General features: G+C 70.8%; 17 protein-coding genes. 6 read left to right on the top strand and 11 right to left on the bottom strand.

The features are described from left to right. Window position 1: 1 nt before the first annotated feature. Window positions 2-1,183: a M20 aminoacylase family protein gene (locus ACVFYP_RS10445; RefSeq protein WP_499200111.1), complete on the top strand. Its 1,182-nt coding sequence runs from the start codon at window positions 2-4 to the stop codon at window positions 1,181-1,183. A gap of 3 nt (window positions 1,184-1,186) precedes the next feature. Here the strand turns inward: ACVFYP_RS10445 and ACVFYP_RS10440 are convergent, their stop codons facing one another. Beyond that, entirely contained in the window at window positions 1,187-3,253 is a 2,067-nt protein-coding gene (locus ACVFYP_RS10440; protein ID WP_499200110.1) for a hybrid sensor histidine kinase/response regulator, read from the bottom strand. 174 nt (window positions 3,254-3,427) lie between these two features. Continuing rightward, the gene (locus ACVFYP_RS10435; RefSeq protein ID WP_499200109.1) at window positions 3,428-4,390 is read right to left on the bottom strand and encodes a Bug family tripartite tricarboxylate transporter substrate binding protein; all 963 of its coding nucleotides are present in this window, start codon (window positions 4,388-4,390) and stop codon (window positions 3,428-3,430) included. A 195-nt stretch (window positions 4,391-4,585) separates the two neighbouring features. On the opposite strand from ACVFYP_RS10435, the gene ACVFYP_RS10430 reads away from it, so the two are divergent. Continuing rightward, complete coding sequence (locus ACVFYP_RS10430; protein ID WP_499200108.1) at window positions 4,586-4,867, top strand: BolA family protein; 282 nt, start codon at window positions 4,586-4,588, stop codon at window positions 4,865-4,867. 33 nt (window positions 4,868-4,900) lie between these two features. Here ACVFYP_RS10430 and ACVFYP_RS10425 read toward each other — a convergent pair whose 3' ends face one another. After that, a complete protein-coding gene (locus ACVFYP_RS10425) occupies window positions 4,901-5,482 on the bottom strand; it encodes a DUF2889 domain-containing protein (protein WP_499200107.1) in 582 nt (193 codons plus the stop codon). A gap of 68 nt (window positions 5,483-5,550) precedes the next feature. Then, a complete protein-coding gene (gene aroB / locus ACVFYP_RS10420; RefSeq protein WP_499200106.1) occupies window positions 5,551-7,257 on the bottom strand; it encodes a 3-dehydroquinate synthase in 1,707 nt (568 codons plus the stop codon). 163 nt (window positions 7,258-7,420) lie between these two features. Between aroB and ACVFYP_RS10415 the strand changes: the two genes are divergently transcribed. The 4 genes from ACVFYP_RS10415 to ACVFYP_RS10400 are packed head-to-tail and all read left to right on the top strand — an operon-like array spanning window position 7,421 to window position 10,433. Continuing rightward, window positions 7,421-7,567, top strand: a complete 147-nt coding sequence (locus tag ACVFYP_RS10415; protein ID WP_499200105.1) for a hypothetical protein — start codon at window positions 7,421-7,423, stop codon at window positions 7,565-7,567. 13 nt (window positions 7,568-7,580) lie between these two features. Further along, complete coding sequence (locus ACVFYP_RS10410; RefSeq protein WP_499200104.1) at window positions 7,581-8,483, top strand: site-specific tyrosine recombinase XerD; 903 nt, start codon at window positions 7,581-7,583, stop codon at window positions 8,481-8,483. Continuing rightward, window positions 8,480-9,409 carry an HpcH/HpaI aldolase/citrate lyase family protein gene (locus tag ACVFYP_RS10405; protein ID WP_499200103.1) on the top strand — a complete coding sequence of 310 codons (930 nt, stop codon included), beginning with the start codon at window positions 8,480-8,482 and terminating at the stop codon, window positions 9,407-9,409. The genes ACVFYP_RS10410 and ACVFYP_RS10405 overlap by 4 nt, the downstream gene beginning before the upstream one ends. A 16-nt stretch (window positions 9,410-9,425) precedes the next feature. Beyond that, window positions 9,426-10,433, top strand: coding sequence for a P1 family peptidase (locus ACVFYP_RS10400; RefSeq protein ID WP_499200102.1), 1,008 nt, complete (start codon window positions 9,426-9,428; stop codon window positions 10,431-10,433). A gap of 2 nt (window positions 10,434-10,435) precedes the next feature. Here the strand turns inward: ACVFYP_RS10400 and ACVFYP_RS10395 are convergent, their stop codons facing one another. From ACVFYP_RS10395 to ACVFYP_RS10365, 7 genes are all read right to left on the bottom strand, one after another. After that, the gene (locus ACVFYP_RS10395) at window positions 10,436-11,194 is read right to left on the bottom strand and encodes an SDR family NAD(P)-dependent oxidoreductase (RefSeq protein WP_499200101.1); all 759 of its coding nucleotides are present in this window, start codon (window positions 11,192-11,194) and stop codon (window positions 10,436-10,438) included. Window positions 11,195-11,277: 83 nt separating this feature from the next. Next, entirely contained in the window at window positions 11,278-12,240 is a 963-nt protein-coding gene (locus ACVFYP_RS10390) for a Bug family tripartite tricarboxylate transporter substrate binding protein (RefSeq protein ID WP_499200100.1), read from the bottom strand. Window positions 12,241-12,251: 11 nt separating this feature from the next. Further along, a complete protein-coding gene (locus ACVFYP_RS10385) occupies window positions 12,252-13,238 on the bottom strand; it encodes a Bug family tripartite tricarboxylate transporter substrate binding protein (RefSeq protein WP_499200099.1) in 987 nt (328 codons plus the stop codon). A gap of 36 nt (window positions 13,239-13,274) precedes the next feature. Beyond that, window positions 13,275-13,976, bottom strand: a complete 702-nt coding sequence (locus ACVFYP_RS10380; protein ID WP_499200098.1) for an EthD domain-containing protein — start codon at window positions 13,974-13,976, stop codon at window positions 13,275-13,277. A 123-nt stretch (window positions 13,977-14,099) separates the two neighbouring features. Next, a complete protein-coding gene (locus ACVFYP_RS10375) occupies window positions 14,100-14,819 on the bottom strand; it encodes a M48 family metallopeptidase (protein ID WP_499200097.1) in 720 nt (239 codons plus the stop codon). 57 nt (window positions 14,820-14,876) lie between these two features. Continuing rightward, on the bottom strand, window positions 14,877-15,191 hold the full coding sequence (locus tag ACVFYP_RS10370) for a cupin domain-containing protein (protein WP_304809115.1): 315 nt from the start codon (window positions 15,189-15,191) through the stop codon (window positions 14,877-14,879). Next, window positions 15,188-16,126 (bottom strand): dihydrodipicolinate synthase family protein, encoded by a 939-nt coding sequence (locus ACVFYP_RS10365; RefSeq protein ID WP_499200096.1) that lies wholly within the window; start codon window positions 16,124-16,126, stop codon window positions 15,188-15,190. Before ACVFYP_RS10365 ends, ACVFYP_RS10370 begins: the two co-directional genes overlap by 4 nt. Window positions 16,127-16,147: the final 21 nt, after the last annotated feature.

Raw genomic sequence — 16,147 nt, 5'->3', positions numbered from 1 at the left:
CATGCCCATCATCAACCGCATCGCCGAATTCCACCCCGAGATGACCGCCTGGCGGCACGACTTCCACCAGCATCCGGAACTCGGCTTCCAGGAAACCCGCACCAGCGGCGTGGTCGCTGCGAAGCTGCGCGAATTCGGCTGCGACGAGGTCGTCACCGGCATCGCCACCACCGGCGTGGTCGGCGTGATTCACGGCCAGGGCGGCCCGAATGGCCGCGCCGTGGGGTTCCGGGCGGATATGGACGCGCTGCCGATCGAGGAGGCCACGGGCAAGCCCTGGTCGTCCCAGACCCCCGGCCTCATGCATGCCTGCGGCCATGACGGCCACACCACCATGCTGCTCGGCGCGGCCAAGTACCTGGCGGAAACCCGCAATTTCGCCGGCACCGTCTATCTGGTGTTCCAGCCGGCCGAGGAAAATCTGGCGGGCGGCGAGGTGATGGTGAAGGAAGGTCTGTTCGACCGCTTCCCGATGGATCGCATCTTCGGCCTGCACAACTGGCCCGGCGCGCCGGCCGGCATTTTTCTCCACGCGCCCGGGCCCGTCATGGCCGCCGTGGCCAATCTGGAAGCCACCATCACCGGCCGTGGCGCGCATGGCGCCATGCCGCATAACGGCATCGACCCGATCCTCATCGCCTCCCACATCGTCACCGCGCTGCAATCCGTGGTCGCGCGCAATGTGAACCCGCTGGAGGCGGGGGTGATCACCATCGCCCATATCAAGGGCGGCTTCACCTTCAACGTCATCCCCGAAAGCGTGCAGATGCAGGGCACCGCGCGCTGGTTCCTGCCGGAGGTCGGCGACCTGCTGGAGGCGAATTTCCTGCGCATCGTCAACGGCGTCGCCGCCAGCTTCGGCGCCACGGCGGAGGCCAGCTTCACCCGCGCCTACCCCGCCACGGTGAATGAGCCGGTGAGCACGGTGGCCGCCGCCCGCGCCGCCGCCATGGTGGTCGGTGAGGCCCGCGCCCGCCCCCTGCCGCAGCCCACCATGGGCGGCGAGGATTTCAGCTTCATGCTGAACGAAAAGCCCGGCGCCTATCTGTTCCTGGGCGGCGGCAAGGGGGAGGGCGACGCCATGGTCCACCACCCGAAATACGACTTCAACGACGACATCCTGCCCATCGGCGCCTCCTGGTTCGCCACGCTGGCGGAGCAGGAACTGCCGCGGCGCGGCTGAGGACTATACCCCGGCGGCAGGCCCCGCCGGGCTGATGCGCAGCGCCGCGATCACGTCCAGCAGCCGGTGGGGTTCCAGGGGCTTGCGCAGCGCCGCGTCGAAGCCGGAATCCCGGACCTCCGCGGCCACCGGCTCCCCCTGATCGGAGGTCAGGGCCACCAGACGCAGCCCGGGTTCGACCCCGGGCAGACCGCGCACCGCCCAGGCCACGCCGGCGCCGCCAAGGCCCGGCATCTGCAGATCCAGCAGCGCCACGTCGAAACGCGCATCCCGCAAGGCGATCAAGGCCGCGCCGCCATCCGGCACAGCGGTGACGACATGGCCGGCGCGTTCCAGAACCGTGGTCAGCAGCAGGCGCGTGGCCGGAACGGCTTCCGCCACCAGGACATGCAGCGCGGACCCCATAGTTGCGGCCTTCGGCGCCGCGCCGGGGCGGAAAGGCACCCAGAAGACCAGGCGGTTGCCCTCACCGGCCGTCCGCTCGGCGCCGATCGCCCCGCCCATCGCCTCCACCAGACGGCGGCAGATCGCCAGGCCGAGGCCGGAGGATGAGGGCGCCGCCGCATCGCGCGGCGCATCATGGCGAAACCGCTCGAACAGGCGCGGCAGTTCGGCCTCCGGAATGGCGGGCCCCTCATCCGTCACCGCCACCTCCACCCGCTCCGGCCGCGGGGTCAGGCGGGCGGACAGCACCACCTGCCCCACAGTGGCGGTGTGGACCGCATTGTTCAGCAGCCGGGTCGTCACCTGCCGCAGCCGCAACGGATCGCCGCGGATCCAGTGCGGCAGGCCGGGATCGATCGCGACCCGCAGGCGCAGGCCCCTGTCCTGCGCCATGTTGCGCATCAACTGGGCGCAATCCTCCAGCAGGACCGCGATCTCGATGTCGGTGTCCTCGAAGCTGAGGCTGCCATCCTCCAGCCGCGCGAAATCCAGCACATCGCTCACCAGGGCCATCAGCGCCTGGCCGGCTTCGCGCTGCTGCCTGACCCAATGGGCGGCCTGCGGCGGCAGGTCGGCGCGCGCCAGTCGGTCCGTATAGCCGAGCAGGCCGGTCAGCGGCGCATGCAGTTCCTGGCTGACCATGGCCATCAGGGCGCCGCGACTGCGGTCCTGCGCCGCGGCGCGGGCCAGGGCCTCATGCTGACGGCGGCGCTGCTGCGCCTCCTGGCCCGCGCCGCGCATGGACATGCTGGCCGCAATGGCGCAGCCGGCGACCAGGGCGGCGATGCCGCCGGCGATCAGCAGCCACAGCAGCGCCGTATCCCCCGCGCCACGCCGTGGCGCGGCGATGATGAGCGACCAGCGATATTCCGCCAGCGGCATGAGCTGCGCCAGCATGCCGTCGATCTCGACGACCCCGCGGCGGTAGCCGAGCATCGGGCGCAGCGTCTCCGGCTCTGTGCTGCCGCTGGCGGCGCGGGCGATCAGTCGACCATCGGAATCCAGCAGCAGCGCGGACCAGCCAGCCGGCAGGCCGGCGCGGTCCAGCAACTGGGAGAAGCTCGTGGCCTCCTGCGTCGCCACCAGGGCGAAGCGCACCGCGCCGTCGATCCGCACCGGCACACGGAAGGAGACCCGTCCCTCCACCAGCCCGCCGGGCGCGGCGTAGCCGGTGCGGAGCACGCTGCCCACCGCGGCCAGGTCCTGGATGCCCGGCAGCGGCGCCCCTTCCGGATAGCGCAGGTTGAGAAGCTGACGCTCGCCATCGGTCAGGGCGATGGTGAACCACTGGGGCTCCCGCGCCAGCAGGCGCTGGGCTTCCTGGCGGAAGCCCGCCAGGTCGCCGGTCTTCAGATGCTGCGATCCGGCCAGCGCATCCAGCGCCCGCAGCCCGGCGCGCAATTCGGACTCCAGACCCGTGACCAGCGCCCTGCCGATGCGCTGCACATCCTCCCGCCGGTCCGCCTCCTGCTCCGTCCGCATCGCGATGAGCAGAAGCAGGGCGTAGAAAGCCAGGGGCAACAAGGCGAGGAAGGGGCCGAGGCGCGCCAGGCGGTTCCATGACAGGACCTTCGCACCACCGGCCGCCCTGGCCTTGTCATCCGGTGGGTCGCGGAAGGGGAACACGGAAGCGTGGTAGCCTTGCCATGCGTGGTGGGCTGCGGCGCGCCGATGCCACGGCCAGCGGCAGTCCGCCGATCTGCAACTGGCGCTATTTGTCAGAACATACCATCAATGACCGCATTGTCACCCGGCGCGATCACCGGGCGCTGCATCACCCCAGCATGATACAACCGGATGTCACTGGGGCTGGATACGGGCGGCGGCGACCAGGGCCTGGTTGCGGGTGATTTCCGCGGCGATGGTCGCGGCGAATTGCGCGGCGGATTCGGCCAGCGGCGTCAGGCCCAGATCGGCCATGCGCGCGGCGACCGAGGCCTCCGCCGCCGCCTGGTTCACCGCCGCATTGGCGCGGTCCACGAATTCCGCCGGCAGGCCCTTCGGCCCCCAGATCCCGGTCCAACCCTCATAGACCATGTCGGCGAAGCCGGCTTCGACCAGCGTCGGCGCCTCCGGCAGCACGCGCTGGCGGGTTGCGGAGGTGACGCAGTAGGCGCGCAGCCGGCCCTCCCGCACCAGCGGGATCGCCGGACCCAGGGGGGCGAAGAACAGGCTGACGGCGCCGGAGACCAGATCGTTCATGGCCGGCCCGGTACCGCGATAGGAGACGAAGGTCGTCTCCACCCCCAGCTTCTGCCACAGCGCAGCGGTGGCGAGCTGGCCCACCGAGCCGAGCGAGGAGCCGGCGAAGGAGAAGCGATCCGGCGTCGCGCGCAGCCCCGCCAGCAGGGCCGCCATGTCCGGCGGCGCCAGGCCGCTGCCGCCGACCAGCACATAGGGGATGGAGACGGTGCGGGCGACCGGCGTGAAATCCGCCTGCAGGTCGAAGGGGATATTGCGCTGCACGAAGGGCAGCACCGTCAGCACCTCGTTAGAATACAGCAGGGTCGTGCCATCCGCCGGGCTGCGCGCCACCGCCTCCGCCCCCACCACGCCATTGGCGCCGGAGCGGTTCTCGATCACCCAGCTCACGCCGAGGCCTTCCGCCGCCTTCGGCGCGATCAGGCGCGCCGTCAGGTCGGTGGTGCCGCCCGGCGGATAGGGCACGACGAGCCGGGCATTGCGCGGCTGCGCCAAGGCGGGCGCCGCCAGGGCGCCGAGGCCGAGTGCCAATGCCTCGCGGCGGCCCATCCGAGTGGTCATCTGCTATCCTCCATGCGATCGCTTCTGACAGGCGCTGCGCGGCCGGCCGGCGAATACTTCACTATCTAAGCATGTGAGGGGATGTCGTATCGGTCAAGCATCCGCGCATGCCGGGCGAGGCTATCGTATTCGCCGTCATCGGTGCGAAGTTCAAACTGGTGAAGCCTCAAAGCCCACACTGCTCAGGATACAGCCATGCCAGACCGCGCCACCCGCATCGCCGCCCGGCTCAGCGAGACCTTCTCCCATGCGGATGTGACGGTCCAGGACGACAGCGCCCAGCATGCCGGCCATGCCGGCGCCCGGCCGGGTGGGGAGACGCATTATTCGGTGCGCGTCATCTCCCCGGCCTTCACGGGCCTCAGCCGCGTCGCCCGGTCCCGCGCCGCGCATGACGCGCTGGCGGCGGAATTCGACACCGGGCTGCATGCGCTGTCGCTGCGGCTGCTGACGCCGGAGGAAGCGGCGAAAGGGTGAGCCCCCCACCCCCGCAGGCGGGGGAGGGAGAAGCTAGGCGGCGCCGCTTTCGCGGTGCCGCAGCACCACGGGGCTGTCCTCGGCATAGGCGTAGCAGCTGCCGATCGGCAGGCGGCGGGGCGGTGGGGCGCCGGTGATGTCGCCCGCGGCGATCGCCGCTTCCCGCACCGCACGCGCCCGGCGCCACTTCACGGGGGCGATGGTCTGGTAGGCGACGGTCGCCATCTGGGCCATCACCTCCCGCAGATGGGTGCAGCCGAGCACGCCGCCGACCCGTTCCTTCACCGCGCGGTTGAAGCCGGGGCCGATGGAGACGCCGGCCAGCTTGCTCATGCTCAGCGCGGCCTTGGGACACACCTCGTAGGGGGTGAAGTCGGACACCGCCTCGCAGGCGCGGATCACCATCTCCTCATCCACCGTCATCCGCACCCACATGCCGTGCAGCTGGTCGCCAGGCGCCAGCGTGCCCCGGTCCATGTTGTCGAAGGGATAGGATTTGGTGTCGACGAGATGCGCCTCGATGTCGAACAGCCCATCGGTCCGCTGATAGCCATCCATGGTGATCTGGCGGCGGTGCAGCGGAACGCGCGAAACCTCGGGCTCGGAAAGCGGCATCGGGCAGGAACCCCCGGATGGTGCAGTGCAGCGTCCGGGTATCGCATGCAGATGCCACAGCGGGAAGGCTACTCCGTCGCGCCCTCGTCCCGCAGCAGGCTTTCGACGGCAGCCGGCGGCACCTCCGAGGTCGTGAAGGCGTCCCCCGGCCCGCGCAGCAGCACGAAGCGCATCGCCCCGTCCCGCACCTTCTTGTCCTTGCGCATCCGCGCCATCAGCCGTTCCACCGAGAAGTCGCGCGGCAGGTCGCCGATCCGTGCCGGCAGGCCGCAGGCCTGCAAATGGGCGATCACCCGCCCCGGCAGTTCCTGCGAACAGAAGCCGAGCCGGGCCGAGAGCGAGGCGGCAAGACCCAGGCCCACCGCCACCGCCTCCCCATGCAGAAGTGTGCCGCCATAGCCGCATTCGGCCTCGAAGGCGTGCCCAAAAGTGTGGCCCAGATTGAGCAGGGCGCGGCCGCCTTCGGCGCTTTCCTCCCGCTCATCGGCGGCCACCACGCCGGATTTCAGGCGGCAGGATTCCAGCACGGCATGGGCCAAAGCGGCGGGATCGCCGGCCACAGCCTTCGCCCCCTCCGCCTCGCACCAGTCCCACAGCGCGCCTTGCAGCAGCCCGTGCTTGGCGACCTCGGCATAGCCCGCGCGCAATTCGCGCGGCGGCAGGGTCGACAGCACGGTGGTATCGGCCAGCACCAGCAGCGGCTGGTGGAAGGCGCCGACCAGGTTCTTGCCCAGGCCGAGATTGATGCCGGTCTTCCCCCCGACCGAACTGTCCACCTGCGCCAGCAGGGTGGTCGGCACCTGGATGAAGGGCAGGCCGCGCAGCGCCACCGCCGCGGCGAAGCCGGCCAGGTCACCGACCACGCCGCCGCCCAGCGCCACCACCGCGGTGCGCCGATCCGCCCCGGCGGCCAGCGCCGCCTCCACCACCATTTGCAACTGGGCGAAGGACTTGCTGGCCTCGCCCGGCGGCACTTCCACCGTGGCGACCAGGGTGATCCCGGCCTGCTCCAACCCCTCGCGCAGCGCCGGCAGGTGCAGCGGCGCGACGCTGGCATCGGTCACCACCACCACGCGCCGCGCCGGCAGCACCGGCGCCATCAGCGCCCCGGCACGCTCCAGCAGCCCGTCGCCCACCACGATGTCATAGCTGCGTTCCGACAGGCGCACCTTCAGCCGGGCCGGATCACGATGCGCCGCCAGGGCGTCCATCACCCGCTTGGTCGTCGTCTCGGGCGGTTCGTCGGTACAGTCCACGATCACTTGGGCCTCTGCGAAGGTCGGGTGGCGCGCGACCATCAGGCGCTCCAGCACCTCGCGCGGGTCCCGGTTGAGAAACATCGGGCGGTGGTCCCGCCCGGCGACGCGGCGCAGCAGCACCGGCAGGGTGCAGCGCAGCCAGACCGCGAGCGCGCCCGATTCGCGCACGGCCGCCCGCGTCCGCGCATCGGTGAAGGCGCCACCGCCGGTGGCCAGTACCAAGGGCGGGCCCGCCAGCAGCCGGGCGATCACCCGGCGCTCCCCATCGCGGAAATGCCGCTCCCCATACCGGGTGAAGATCTCGGTGATGGGTAGGCCGGCCGCCGCCTCGATCTCGGTATCCGCATCGAGGAAGGGCAGGTCGAGCCGGGCCGCCAGGCGCTTGCCGATGGAGGATTTGCCGCAACCCGGCATGCCCACCAGCACGATGCTGCGATGCGGCGGGGGGTAGGCCGCCGGCTTGGGCGGGGCGGCATCGGGCAGAAGCCAGGCCGGAAGGGCAGTGTTGCGTGACACGGTGGCGGAGGCTACAGCAAGTCGGGCCGGGACGTAATCGTCCGAGCCGGGCGCATACCTTGGTTTCAGGCTTCCGACCGGGAGCTTCACCACGGGCGTCCGGACCCAGGAGGGTTGACCGTGCCGGGGCACGGCCCTCAGCGCAGTAGGATCCTCATCCACGATGTTTCGTCACCCTCTGCTCCTGCTGGCCGCTGTCATCGTCGCGCTGCTGGTGCTCGGGCTGTTGTTCATCGGGGCCTTCCCGCCTTCCGTCGTGCCGCAACCGGTGGAGCGCAGCGTGCCGGCCGAGCGCTTCGGAACCCGCTGACGCCGCGATCGGCATGGACCGCCACGCCGAAGCCTTTCTCGAAATGCTGGCGGCCGAGCGCGGCGCCGCCCGCAACACCCTGGCCGCCTACACCGCCGACCTGGCCGACTTCAGCGCCCACTGCGCGCCGCGCGGCATCACCCCCCTGACCGCCGATGCGGGCACCATCCAGTCCTATCTGCGCGCTTTGACCGATGCCGGCTTCGCCGCCCGCACCGCCGCCCGCCGCCTTTCCGCCCTGCGCCAGTTCTTCCGCTTCCTGGTGCAGGAGGGTCTGCGCGCGGAAGACCCGACCGCGCTGGAGGAAGGCCCCCGCCTGCCCGCCAGCCTGCCCAAGCCCCTGGCGGAGGCGGAGATGGAGGCGCTGCTGGACGGCGCCGCCCGCCTGCCCGGCCATCGCGGCCCCTTCGCCGTCGCGCTGATCGAGCTGCTCTACAGCAGCGGGCTGCGCGTGAGTGAGCTGGCCGCCCTGCCCGCCAGCGCCCTGCGCCCCAACCAGCCGCTGGTCACTGTGCGCGGCAAGGGCAACAAGGACCGGCTGGTGCCGATCTCCACCCGGGCGCGGACGGCCGTGCAGCTGGCGCTGGAGGCCCGGCCCGATCCCCAGAAGCCCTCACGCTGGCTGTTTCCCTCCCGCGCCGCGGGGGGGCATGTCACGCGCCAGACCATCGGGCTGATCCTGAAGGATGCGGCGCTGGCCGCAGGCCTGGACCCGGCACGGGTCAGCCCGCATGTGCTGCGGCATTCCTTCGCCTCCCACCTCCTGGCCCGCGGCGCCGATCTGCGCAGTTTGCAGGTGCTGCTGGGCCATGCGGATATCGCCACCACGCAGATCTACACCAAGGTGCTGGAGGAAAAGCTCCAGCGCCTGGTGCAGGACCACCACCCGCTCGCTGTGCAGGAACCCGCGCCATGACCGCCACCCCCCTCGCCCGTCTGCACCGCAGCGAGCTCGCCGTGCCGGCGATCCGCCCCGAACTGTTCCCGAAGGCCGCCGCCGGCCCGGCCGATGCGGTATTTCTCGACCTCGAGGACAGCGTGCCGGAGGCCGAGAAGGACCGTGCCCGCGCCAATGCCGTGGCGGCGCTGAGCGGCATCGACTGGGGCCGCAAGATCCTGGCGGTGCGGGTGAACGGCCAGGACACGCCGCATTTCTACAAGGACGTCATCGCCCTGCTGGAAGCCGCCGGCGACCGCCTCGACGTCATCATGATCCCCAAGGTCGGCGACCCGCGGGAGGTTTTTGCCGCCGACCTGCTGTTCAGCCAGATCGAGGCCAGCGCCGGTCGCGCCCGGCGCGTGGGCCTGGGCCTTGTGATCGAGACAGCGAAGGGTCTGGCGAATGTGGAGGCTATCGCCACCGCCTCCCCCCGCAATGAAAGCCTGCATCTCGGCGTCGCCGACCTCGCCGCCAGCCTTGGCATGCGCACCACGGCGATCGGTGGGCTGAACCCGGATTACGCCAGCCCGGCCGGGCTGCTCGACCCCTGGCACTTCGCGGTGTCCCGCGTGATCACCGCCGGCCGCGCCGCCGGGCTGCGGCCTATCGACGGCCCCTATGGCGATTTCCGCGATGCGGAGGGGCTGGAAGCCGCGGCACGCCGGGGCCGGGCGCTGGGGGCGGAAGGCAAGATGGCGATCCACCCCAATCAGGTCGCCACGCTGAACGCCGCCTTCCAGCCGGATGAGAAGGAAGTCGCCCAGGCCCGCCGCGTGCTGGCGGCGATGGAGGCCGGGCGCCTGGAAGGCCGCGCCGCCGTGGCGCTGGATGGCAAGCTGCTCGACATCGCCTCCATCCGACAGGCGGAGGCGATGGTCGCCAAGGCCGAACGCGCCGCCTGAGCAAGAGGTGCCGCCCATGACCGCTTCCTCCGACGCCCTGATGGGCGGGGCGATCACCGATGTGGCTGGCGTGAAGGTCGGCCATTTCACCGAGACGCGCCGACCGACCGGCTGCACCGTCATCCTGACGGAGGAAGGCGCCGTGGCCGGCGTCGATGTGCGCGGCGCGGCCCCGGGGACGCGGGAGACGGAGCTGCTCGACCCCTCCAACCTGGTCGAGAAGGTCCACGCCGTGCTGCTCTCCGGCGGCAGCGTCTTCGGGCTGGAGGCGGCGACGGGCGTGGTGCGCTGGCTGGAGGAGAAGGGCATCGGCTTCCCCGCCGGCCCCGCCACCGTGCCCATCGTGCCGGCCGCCATCCTGTTCGACCTCGACCACGGCGACCACCGCATCCGCCCGGATGCGGCCGCCGGACACGCCGCCTGCGCCGCCGCAACCGATCAGCCGCCGGCGGAGGGCTCCGTGGGGGCGGGCACGGGGGCGACGGTGGGCAAGCTGTTCGGATCGCCCCGCGCCATGAAGGGCGGTATCGGCACCGCCTCGGTGAAGCTGGGCCAGATCACGGTGGGCGCCATCGTCGCGGTGAATGCGGTGGGCGACGTGGTGGACCCCGCCAGCGGCCGCGTGCTGGCCGGCGCACGCGACACGGCCGAGGGGCGCGAGCGCATCGGCACCGTCGACAGCATCCTGCGCGGCGACCTGCCCGCCATCCTTCAGGCCGGCATGGCGACCACGATCGGGGTCGTCGCCACCGATGCGACCCTGACCAAGGCGCAGGCCCGGCGCCTGGCCCAGGTGGCGCATGACGGCCTGGCCCGCACCATCAACCCAGTTCACACGATGTGGGACGGCGATACGATCTTCGCGCTGGCGACCGGCAAATCCGGCCAGGCGGGCAACATGACCGTCCTGTCGGTGATGGCGGCGGAGGCGATGGCGGCGGCCGTGCTGCGGGCGGTGCTGCACGCCCAGGCCATCGCCGGCCCGGGCGTCCCGCAGCTACCGACCGCGTCGGACTTCGGCTGACATCAGCCCTTGTGCACGCGCAGCGGCCCGAAGCTCTGGCTCACGGGCATGACCTGCAAGGTGTTCACATTCACCCGCGCCGGCCGCGTCGCCACCCAATGCACGGCATCGGCGATATCCTCCGGCAGCAGCGGATCGGTGCCGGCATAGGGCGCCGCGGCCTTGTCCGCATCGCCCTTGAAGCGCACCGCGCTGAATTCCGTGCCACCGACCAGGCCGGGCTCGATATCCGTCACCCGCACCGCCGTGCCATGCAGGTCGGCGCGCAGGTTCAGGCTGAAATGCCGGACGAAGGCCTTGGTGGCACCGTAGACATTGCCACCCGGATAGGGCCATTCGCCGGCGGTGGAGCCGATATTCACCACATGGCCGCGATTGCGCGCCACCATCCCGGGCAGGATGGCGCGCGTCACATACATCAGCCCCTTGCAGTTGGTGTCGACCATCGCGTCCCAGTCATCGAGGTCAGCGCCCTGGGCCGGGTTCAGGCCGAGCGCCAGCCCGGCATTGTTCACCAGCAGATCGATGTCCATGAAGCCGGCCGGCAACACGGCCAGCGCCTGCTCCACCGCGGCGCGGTCGCGCACATCCAGCGTCACCGCATGGCAGCGCTCGGCGCCCAGCTCCGCTACCAGCCCCTCCAGCCGATCCTGCCGCCGCCCGGCCGCGACGATGCGCCAGCCATCGGCGGCGAAGCGCCGGGCGATGGCCAGGCCGAAGCCAGCGGTGGCGCCGGTGATGAGGGCGATGGGTGCGGTCATTTGCGATCTCCGAAGACATGCGGCACGGGGCGCCGACGTCATCGTAGAAGTCGCGGCTGCGACTAGCCATACGCTCCCGCGCGCTACTCCAGGCGGACGCCGGTGCGCTGGACCACCGCCGCCCAATGCTCGATCTGCTGGGTGAAGAAGGTGGCGAAGCTGTCCGGGTCGGAGGTGACGATGCGGAAGCCCAGCCGATCCGCCCAGCCGCGCATCGCCTCCGCCGCCATCACCTCCCGCACCCCGGCATTCAGCTGCGCGACGATCGGCGCCGGCGTCTGGCCCGGCGCGAAAAGGCCATGCCAGATGTTCACGCCGTAGCCCGGCAGCCCGCTTTCCGCGACAGTCGGCAGTTCCGGCCAGGCCGGCGCGCGATCGATGGTGGAGGTGGCAAGGCCGCGGATGCGCCCCGCCTCGGCCAGCGGCTTGGCGGTGGAGGCCGGGTCCATCACCAGCTGCACCTCGTTCGTCTGCAACGCCGCCAGATAGGGCGCCGCGCCGCGATAGGGGATATGCGTCATCTGCACCTCCGCCCGCACAGCGAAATCCGCCAAGGCGAGATGGCCAGAGCTGCCGACACCCGCGGTGCCGTAGTTCACGGCGCCGGGATTCGCCTTGGCGTGGGCGATCAGCTCCGCCACGCTGCGCGCCGGCGTCGGATTGCTCACCATGAACAGGAAGGGCGTCTCCGCCACCTGCGTCACGGGCGTCAGGTCGCGGCGCGCATCGTAGCTCAGGTCGCGGCGCAGCGAGGGTTCGATGGCCACGGCGGCGGTGTGAAACAGCATCGTCGTGCCGTCCGGCGTGGCACGCGCCACCGCCTCCACCCCCACCGCGCCCCCGGCGCCGGAGCGGTTTTCCACCAGCACCTGCGTGCCGAGCACGGGGCCCAGCCGCTCGGCGATGGCGCGGGCGACGATGTCCGTATTGCCGCCGGGCGCGAAGGGCACGACGATTCGGATCGGGCGCAGTCGCTGCGCGAGAGCCGGCGCGGCGAGGCCAGAGGCTGCGGTTGCCAGCAGCAGGCGACGGGAAAGCAAGGTCATGGCGTCCTCCTTCACTCGGCCCGGATATTCGCGGCACGGATCACGCCGCCCCACAGCGCGACATCGGCCGCGACACGCTCGGACAATTCCTGCGGCGTGCTGGAGCGTTGCGCATAGCCAAGCTCCTGCAACCGCGAGGCCAGTTCCGGCTGCGCCAGCGCCTTGACGAAAGCGGCGTTGAGCCTGTCGCGGATCGCCTCCGGCACGCCGCGCGGCGCGAAGACACCCATCCAGCCGACGATCTCGAAGCCCGGCTGGGTTTCCCCGATGGTGGGCACTTCCGGCAGCAGCGGGTGCCGCGCCCGGCCCGTGGTCGCGATGGCCCGCGTCTGCCCGCCGCGCAGGCTGGGCATGGCGGTGGAGGCGACGTCGAACATGAAGTCGACGCGCCCGCCAAGCAGATCCGCCAAAGCCGCGGCGCTGCCGCGATAGGGCACATGCAGCCAGCGGACCCCGGTCGTGCTGCCAAGCAATTCGGAGGACAGATGGTTGCTGGAGCCAATGCCGGCGGAGGCATAGGTCACGCCATTCGGCGCGGCGCGCGCCCTTTCCAGCAGGTCGCGCAGGCTGCGCACCGGGGAGGAGGCCTGCACCAGCAGGATATTGTCGTACTCGGTCAGCACCGAGATCGGCGTGAAGTCCCGCAGGGGATCGTAGCCGACATCGGTCCCCAGCGACGGGTTGACCGTCATCGTGCCGGTATTCGCCAGTCCGATCGTATAGCCATCCGGCGCGGCGCGGGCGATGCGCGCAACGCCGATGCTGCCGCCAGCGCCGCTGATATTCTCGACAACGACCGGCTGCCCGAGTTCCTGCCGCACCATCTCCAGTATCGGCCGGCTGATCACGTCGGTGGCGCCGCCAGGCGGAAAGGGCACGATGTAGCGGATCGGCCGGGTCGGCCATTCGGCCTGGGCGGATGCAGCGGCGGGCAGGCCGGCCGCCAGCGCGACAAGCGCCAGCAGCCACCATCGCGGGCGGCGGGAATAGGCGGACATTGGTTGTTTCCTCCGTTTCGTTTGGTCTTGGGGCGGCTAGCCCGGCGGCAGGGCCATCACCTGTTCTTTCAGCAGGAAGGTCTTCACCTCGCCCAAGAAGGTGGCGCCATCGGCGAACCAGCGCTTCGCCTCGGGCGAGGCGACCATCGCCCGTCGCGCCGCCAGATCCTGGCACCAGCTTTCGGCGAAGCCATCGATGGGGGAGGCCATGGGCAGGGGCGGAATGTCGTGGCGGAACTGTTCCTCGACGACGCCCGACAGCACGAAGCCTTGCAGACCCGGCACCTCGGAGGCCATGGCCGCATGCCGCTTGCGCCAGGCCTCCTGGAACTGCTCGGAGGTCGCATCGGCGCGGCGGCGGATGACGGTCAGCGCCTTGATCTCGGGGCGCGTCGCGCGCGGCACCGGCAGCACCACCTGCTCCTCCGTCACGAAGGTGCGGATCGCACCGATGATGCTGGCGCCATCGCCATGCCAGCGCTTGCCCTCGGGCGAGGCTGCGGCCGCGGCGCGCGCGGCGAGGTCGTCGAACCAGACCTGGGCGATGCCGTCGAACTCGCCCATCTCGAGCGCCGGGACGTCGGAACGCCCATGCGTCTCGACCGGGATGTTCAGGATGTAGCCCCGCACGCCAGGCACGTCGCGCCACATCGGGGCGTGCACTTCGCGCCAATGGTGCTGGAATTCCTCCGGCGAAAGGCCGGGGCGACGCGACAGGAAGCTGATGGATTTGAGCACGCGGACGTTCCCTTTGCAGCGCCATGCCTGAAGCCAGCGGCGTATTTAAAGGTCATATGATTGGACTTTTAATTCTAAGGCAAGACGTCAGGCCGCTCTCGCGCGATCGCGTAACGACGGATTCTAGCCAACCCGCAGCAGCCGCGGCCCATGCGCCCGCAGCCAAGCGACGGCGGCCTCCCGATGCGGCGTCAGCCCCGCCACAAGCGTCCAGAAGCGCGCCGAGTGGTTCATCTCGCGCAGATGCGCCACCTCATGCGCCACCACGTAGTCCAGCACCCAGGCCGGCGCCATCACCAGGCGCCAGGAGAAGGCGAGCGTGCCATCCGGCGCGCAACTGCCCCAGCGGGTATGGGTATCCTTGATGAGAATGCCGCGCGGGGTGCCGCCCAGCTTCGCCGCATGCGGCCCGACCAGCGCGGCGATGCGGCGCTTCGCCTCCGCCCGCAGGAAGTCGGCCACGCGGCGCGGCAGGAAGGCGGGATCGCCGGTGATGATCAGGTCACGGCCATCCAGGAAGGCGCCGCCCCGCGCCTCTTCCTCATGCCGTATGCGGAATTCCTGCCCGCCGAGGGTGATGCGCCCGCCATCCACCAGAGGCGTGGCCGGGGCCAGCGCGGCCAGCCGGTCCAGCACCCAGGAGGCGTTTTGGTGCAGCAGCGCCAGGCCGGCGCGTCGCCCGGCGCGCGGCGGCAGGATCACCACCACCGCCCCCTGGCGCGGACAGATGCGCAGCGAAACCTGCCGCGCCCTGGCCGTCGGGCGCCACTGCACCGGGCATTCCCCGCTCTGCCCCGCCACGGCGCCCGGCAACACGACGATTTCCAGTTCGGGCAGGTTCATTGACCCAATGATGTCGCAAGGCAGGGCACCGCCGCAACAGCGGCGCCCCCTCGCGACTCAGCCCGCCAGGGCCTTCAGCTCAACCTCGACGAAGGAGAGCTTCTCGGTCCCGGCATTGACCACATTGTGCTCCACCCCGGGGTCGCGGGTGTAGGAGACGCCCGCGGTCAGGGTGGCATTGGCGGTGGCGCCGCCCGGCAGTTCCAGCAGCAGCGTGCCGTCGGTCACCGGAATCACCACATAGCCCCAGCCATGGCGATGCCAGCCGGTCTCCGCGCCGGGATCGAAATCCCAGCGCGTGACGCGGACCATGGCGTCGTCCTGCTGCACGGTGCCGATGGCCGGCGCGCGGCAGGTCAGCGGGGTGGTCACTCCGCGGCGGCCTTCATCCCAAGGCCCGGCAGCGGCAGCGCGCCGGCGGCTTCCATATTGTCCCAGGCCTTCTGCCCAGCCTCGGCCGAGAGCGGCAGGTGCGGCGGGCGGATGTTGCGCCAGGCGTCATCGCCGGTCGCACGGGCGATGATCTCGCGCAGGCCGGGGATGAGCGGGGATGCGGTGGCGGCCTTGCGGGTCGCGTTCAGCACGGCCTGCGCGGCATCAGCTTCCGGCCCGGTGCGGTGCTTGTAGACGATGGCGCCGAAGCGGGCGTTGACGTTGCCGGCCGCGGTGATGCAGCCCGCGCCGCCCTCGGCCAGGATCTTCTGGACGAACTCGTCGGAGCCCGAATAGACCTCGAAGCCGTCCTTGGCGAAGGCATCGATCATCGCCTTCATGTTCGCGTAGTCGCCGGAGCTGTCCTTCACGCCCTTGATCTGGCCCGGGAAGGCCTTCAGCAGCCGCCCGATCAGGTCGAGGCTGAAGGGCACCGCGCTCTGCTGCGGGAAGTGGTACAGGTAGATGGCGATGCCGCCGCCAACCCGGTTCACCAATTCGGAGAAGTAGGCGAACAGCCCGTCATCGGACGGCGCCTTGTAGTAGAAGGGCGGCAGCACCAGCACGCCGCGGCAGCCCTGCGCCTTGGCATGCTTGGTCAGCTCCACCGTATCGGCGAGCGAGGCGCAGCCCGTGCCCGGCATCAGCTTGGAGGCCGGCACGCCGCGGGCGATGATGCCTTCCAGGATCTGCTTGCGCTCCTCGAAGCCGAAGCTGTTCGCCTCGCCCGTGGTGCCCAGGATGCCGAGGCCGTTGCAGCCATTGGCCAGCAGCCAGTTGCAATGCGCGGCATAGCGATCGAGGTCCGGCGAGAAGTCGGCCTTCATCGCCGTCAGGGCCGCGGCGTTGATGCCGCCGAAAAGCGCGTCTTTCATCGGTTCGGGTCCTTCCCGTTG

It is taken from the genome of Roseomonas sp. F4 (assembly GCF_053891155.1).
This window is presented reverse-complemented; position numbering and strand designations above follow the sequence as displayed.

Coding starts and splice junctions, on each gene's coding strand:
- ACVFYP_RS10445 (WP_499200111.1), top strand. CDS start 2: ATGCCCATCATCAACCGCATCGCCGAATTCCACCCCGAGATGACCGCC.
- ACVFYP_RS10435 (WP_499200109.1), bottom strand. CDS start 4,390: ATGACCACTCGGATGGGCCGCCGCGAGGCATTGGCACTCGGCCTCGGC.
- ACVFYP_RS10430 (WP_499200108.1), top strand. CDS start 4,586: ATGCCAGACCGCGCCACCCGCATCGCCGCCCGGCTCAGCGAGACCTTC.
- ACVFYP_RS10425 (WP_499200107.1), bottom strand. CDS start 5,482: ATGCCGCTTTCCGAGCCCGAGGTTTCGCGCGTTCCGCTGCACCGCCGC.
- ACVFYP_RS10415 (WP_499200105.1), top strand. CDS start 7,421: ATGTTTCGTCACCCTCTGCTCCTGCTGGCCGCTGTCATCGTCGCGCTG.
- ACVFYP_RS10410 (WP_499200104.1), top strand. CDS start 7,581: ATGGACCGCCACGCCGAAGCCTTTCTCGAAATGCTGGCGGCCGAGCGC.
- ACVFYP_RS10405 (WP_499200103.1), top strand. CDS start 8,480: ATGACCGCCACCCCCCTCGCCCGTCTGCACCGCAGCGAGCTCGCCGTG.
- ACVFYP_RS10400 (WP_499200102.1), top strand. CDS start 9,426: ATGACCGCTTCCTCCGACGCCCTGATGGGCGGGGCGATCACCGATGTG.
- ACVFYP_RS10395 (WP_499200101.1), bottom strand. CDS start 11,194: ATGACCGCACCCATCGCCCTCATCACCGGCGCCACCGCTGGCTTCGGC.
- ACVFYP_RS10390 (WP_499200100.1), bottom strand. CDS start 12,240: ATGACCTTGCTTTCCCGTCGCCTGCTGCTGGCAACCGCAGCCTCTGGC.
- ACVFYP_RS10385 (WP_499200099.1), bottom strand. CDS start 13,238: ATGTCCGCCTATTCCCGCCGCCCGCGATGGTGGCTGCTGGCGCTTGTC.
- ACVFYP_RS10375 (WP_499200097.1), bottom strand. CDS start 14,819: ATGAACCTGCCCGAACTGGAAATCGTCGTGTTGCCGGGCGCCGTGGCG.
- ACVFYP_RS10365 (WP_499200096.1), bottom strand. CDS start 16,126: ATGAAAGACGCGCTTTTCGGCGGCATCAACGCCGCGGCCCTGACGGCG.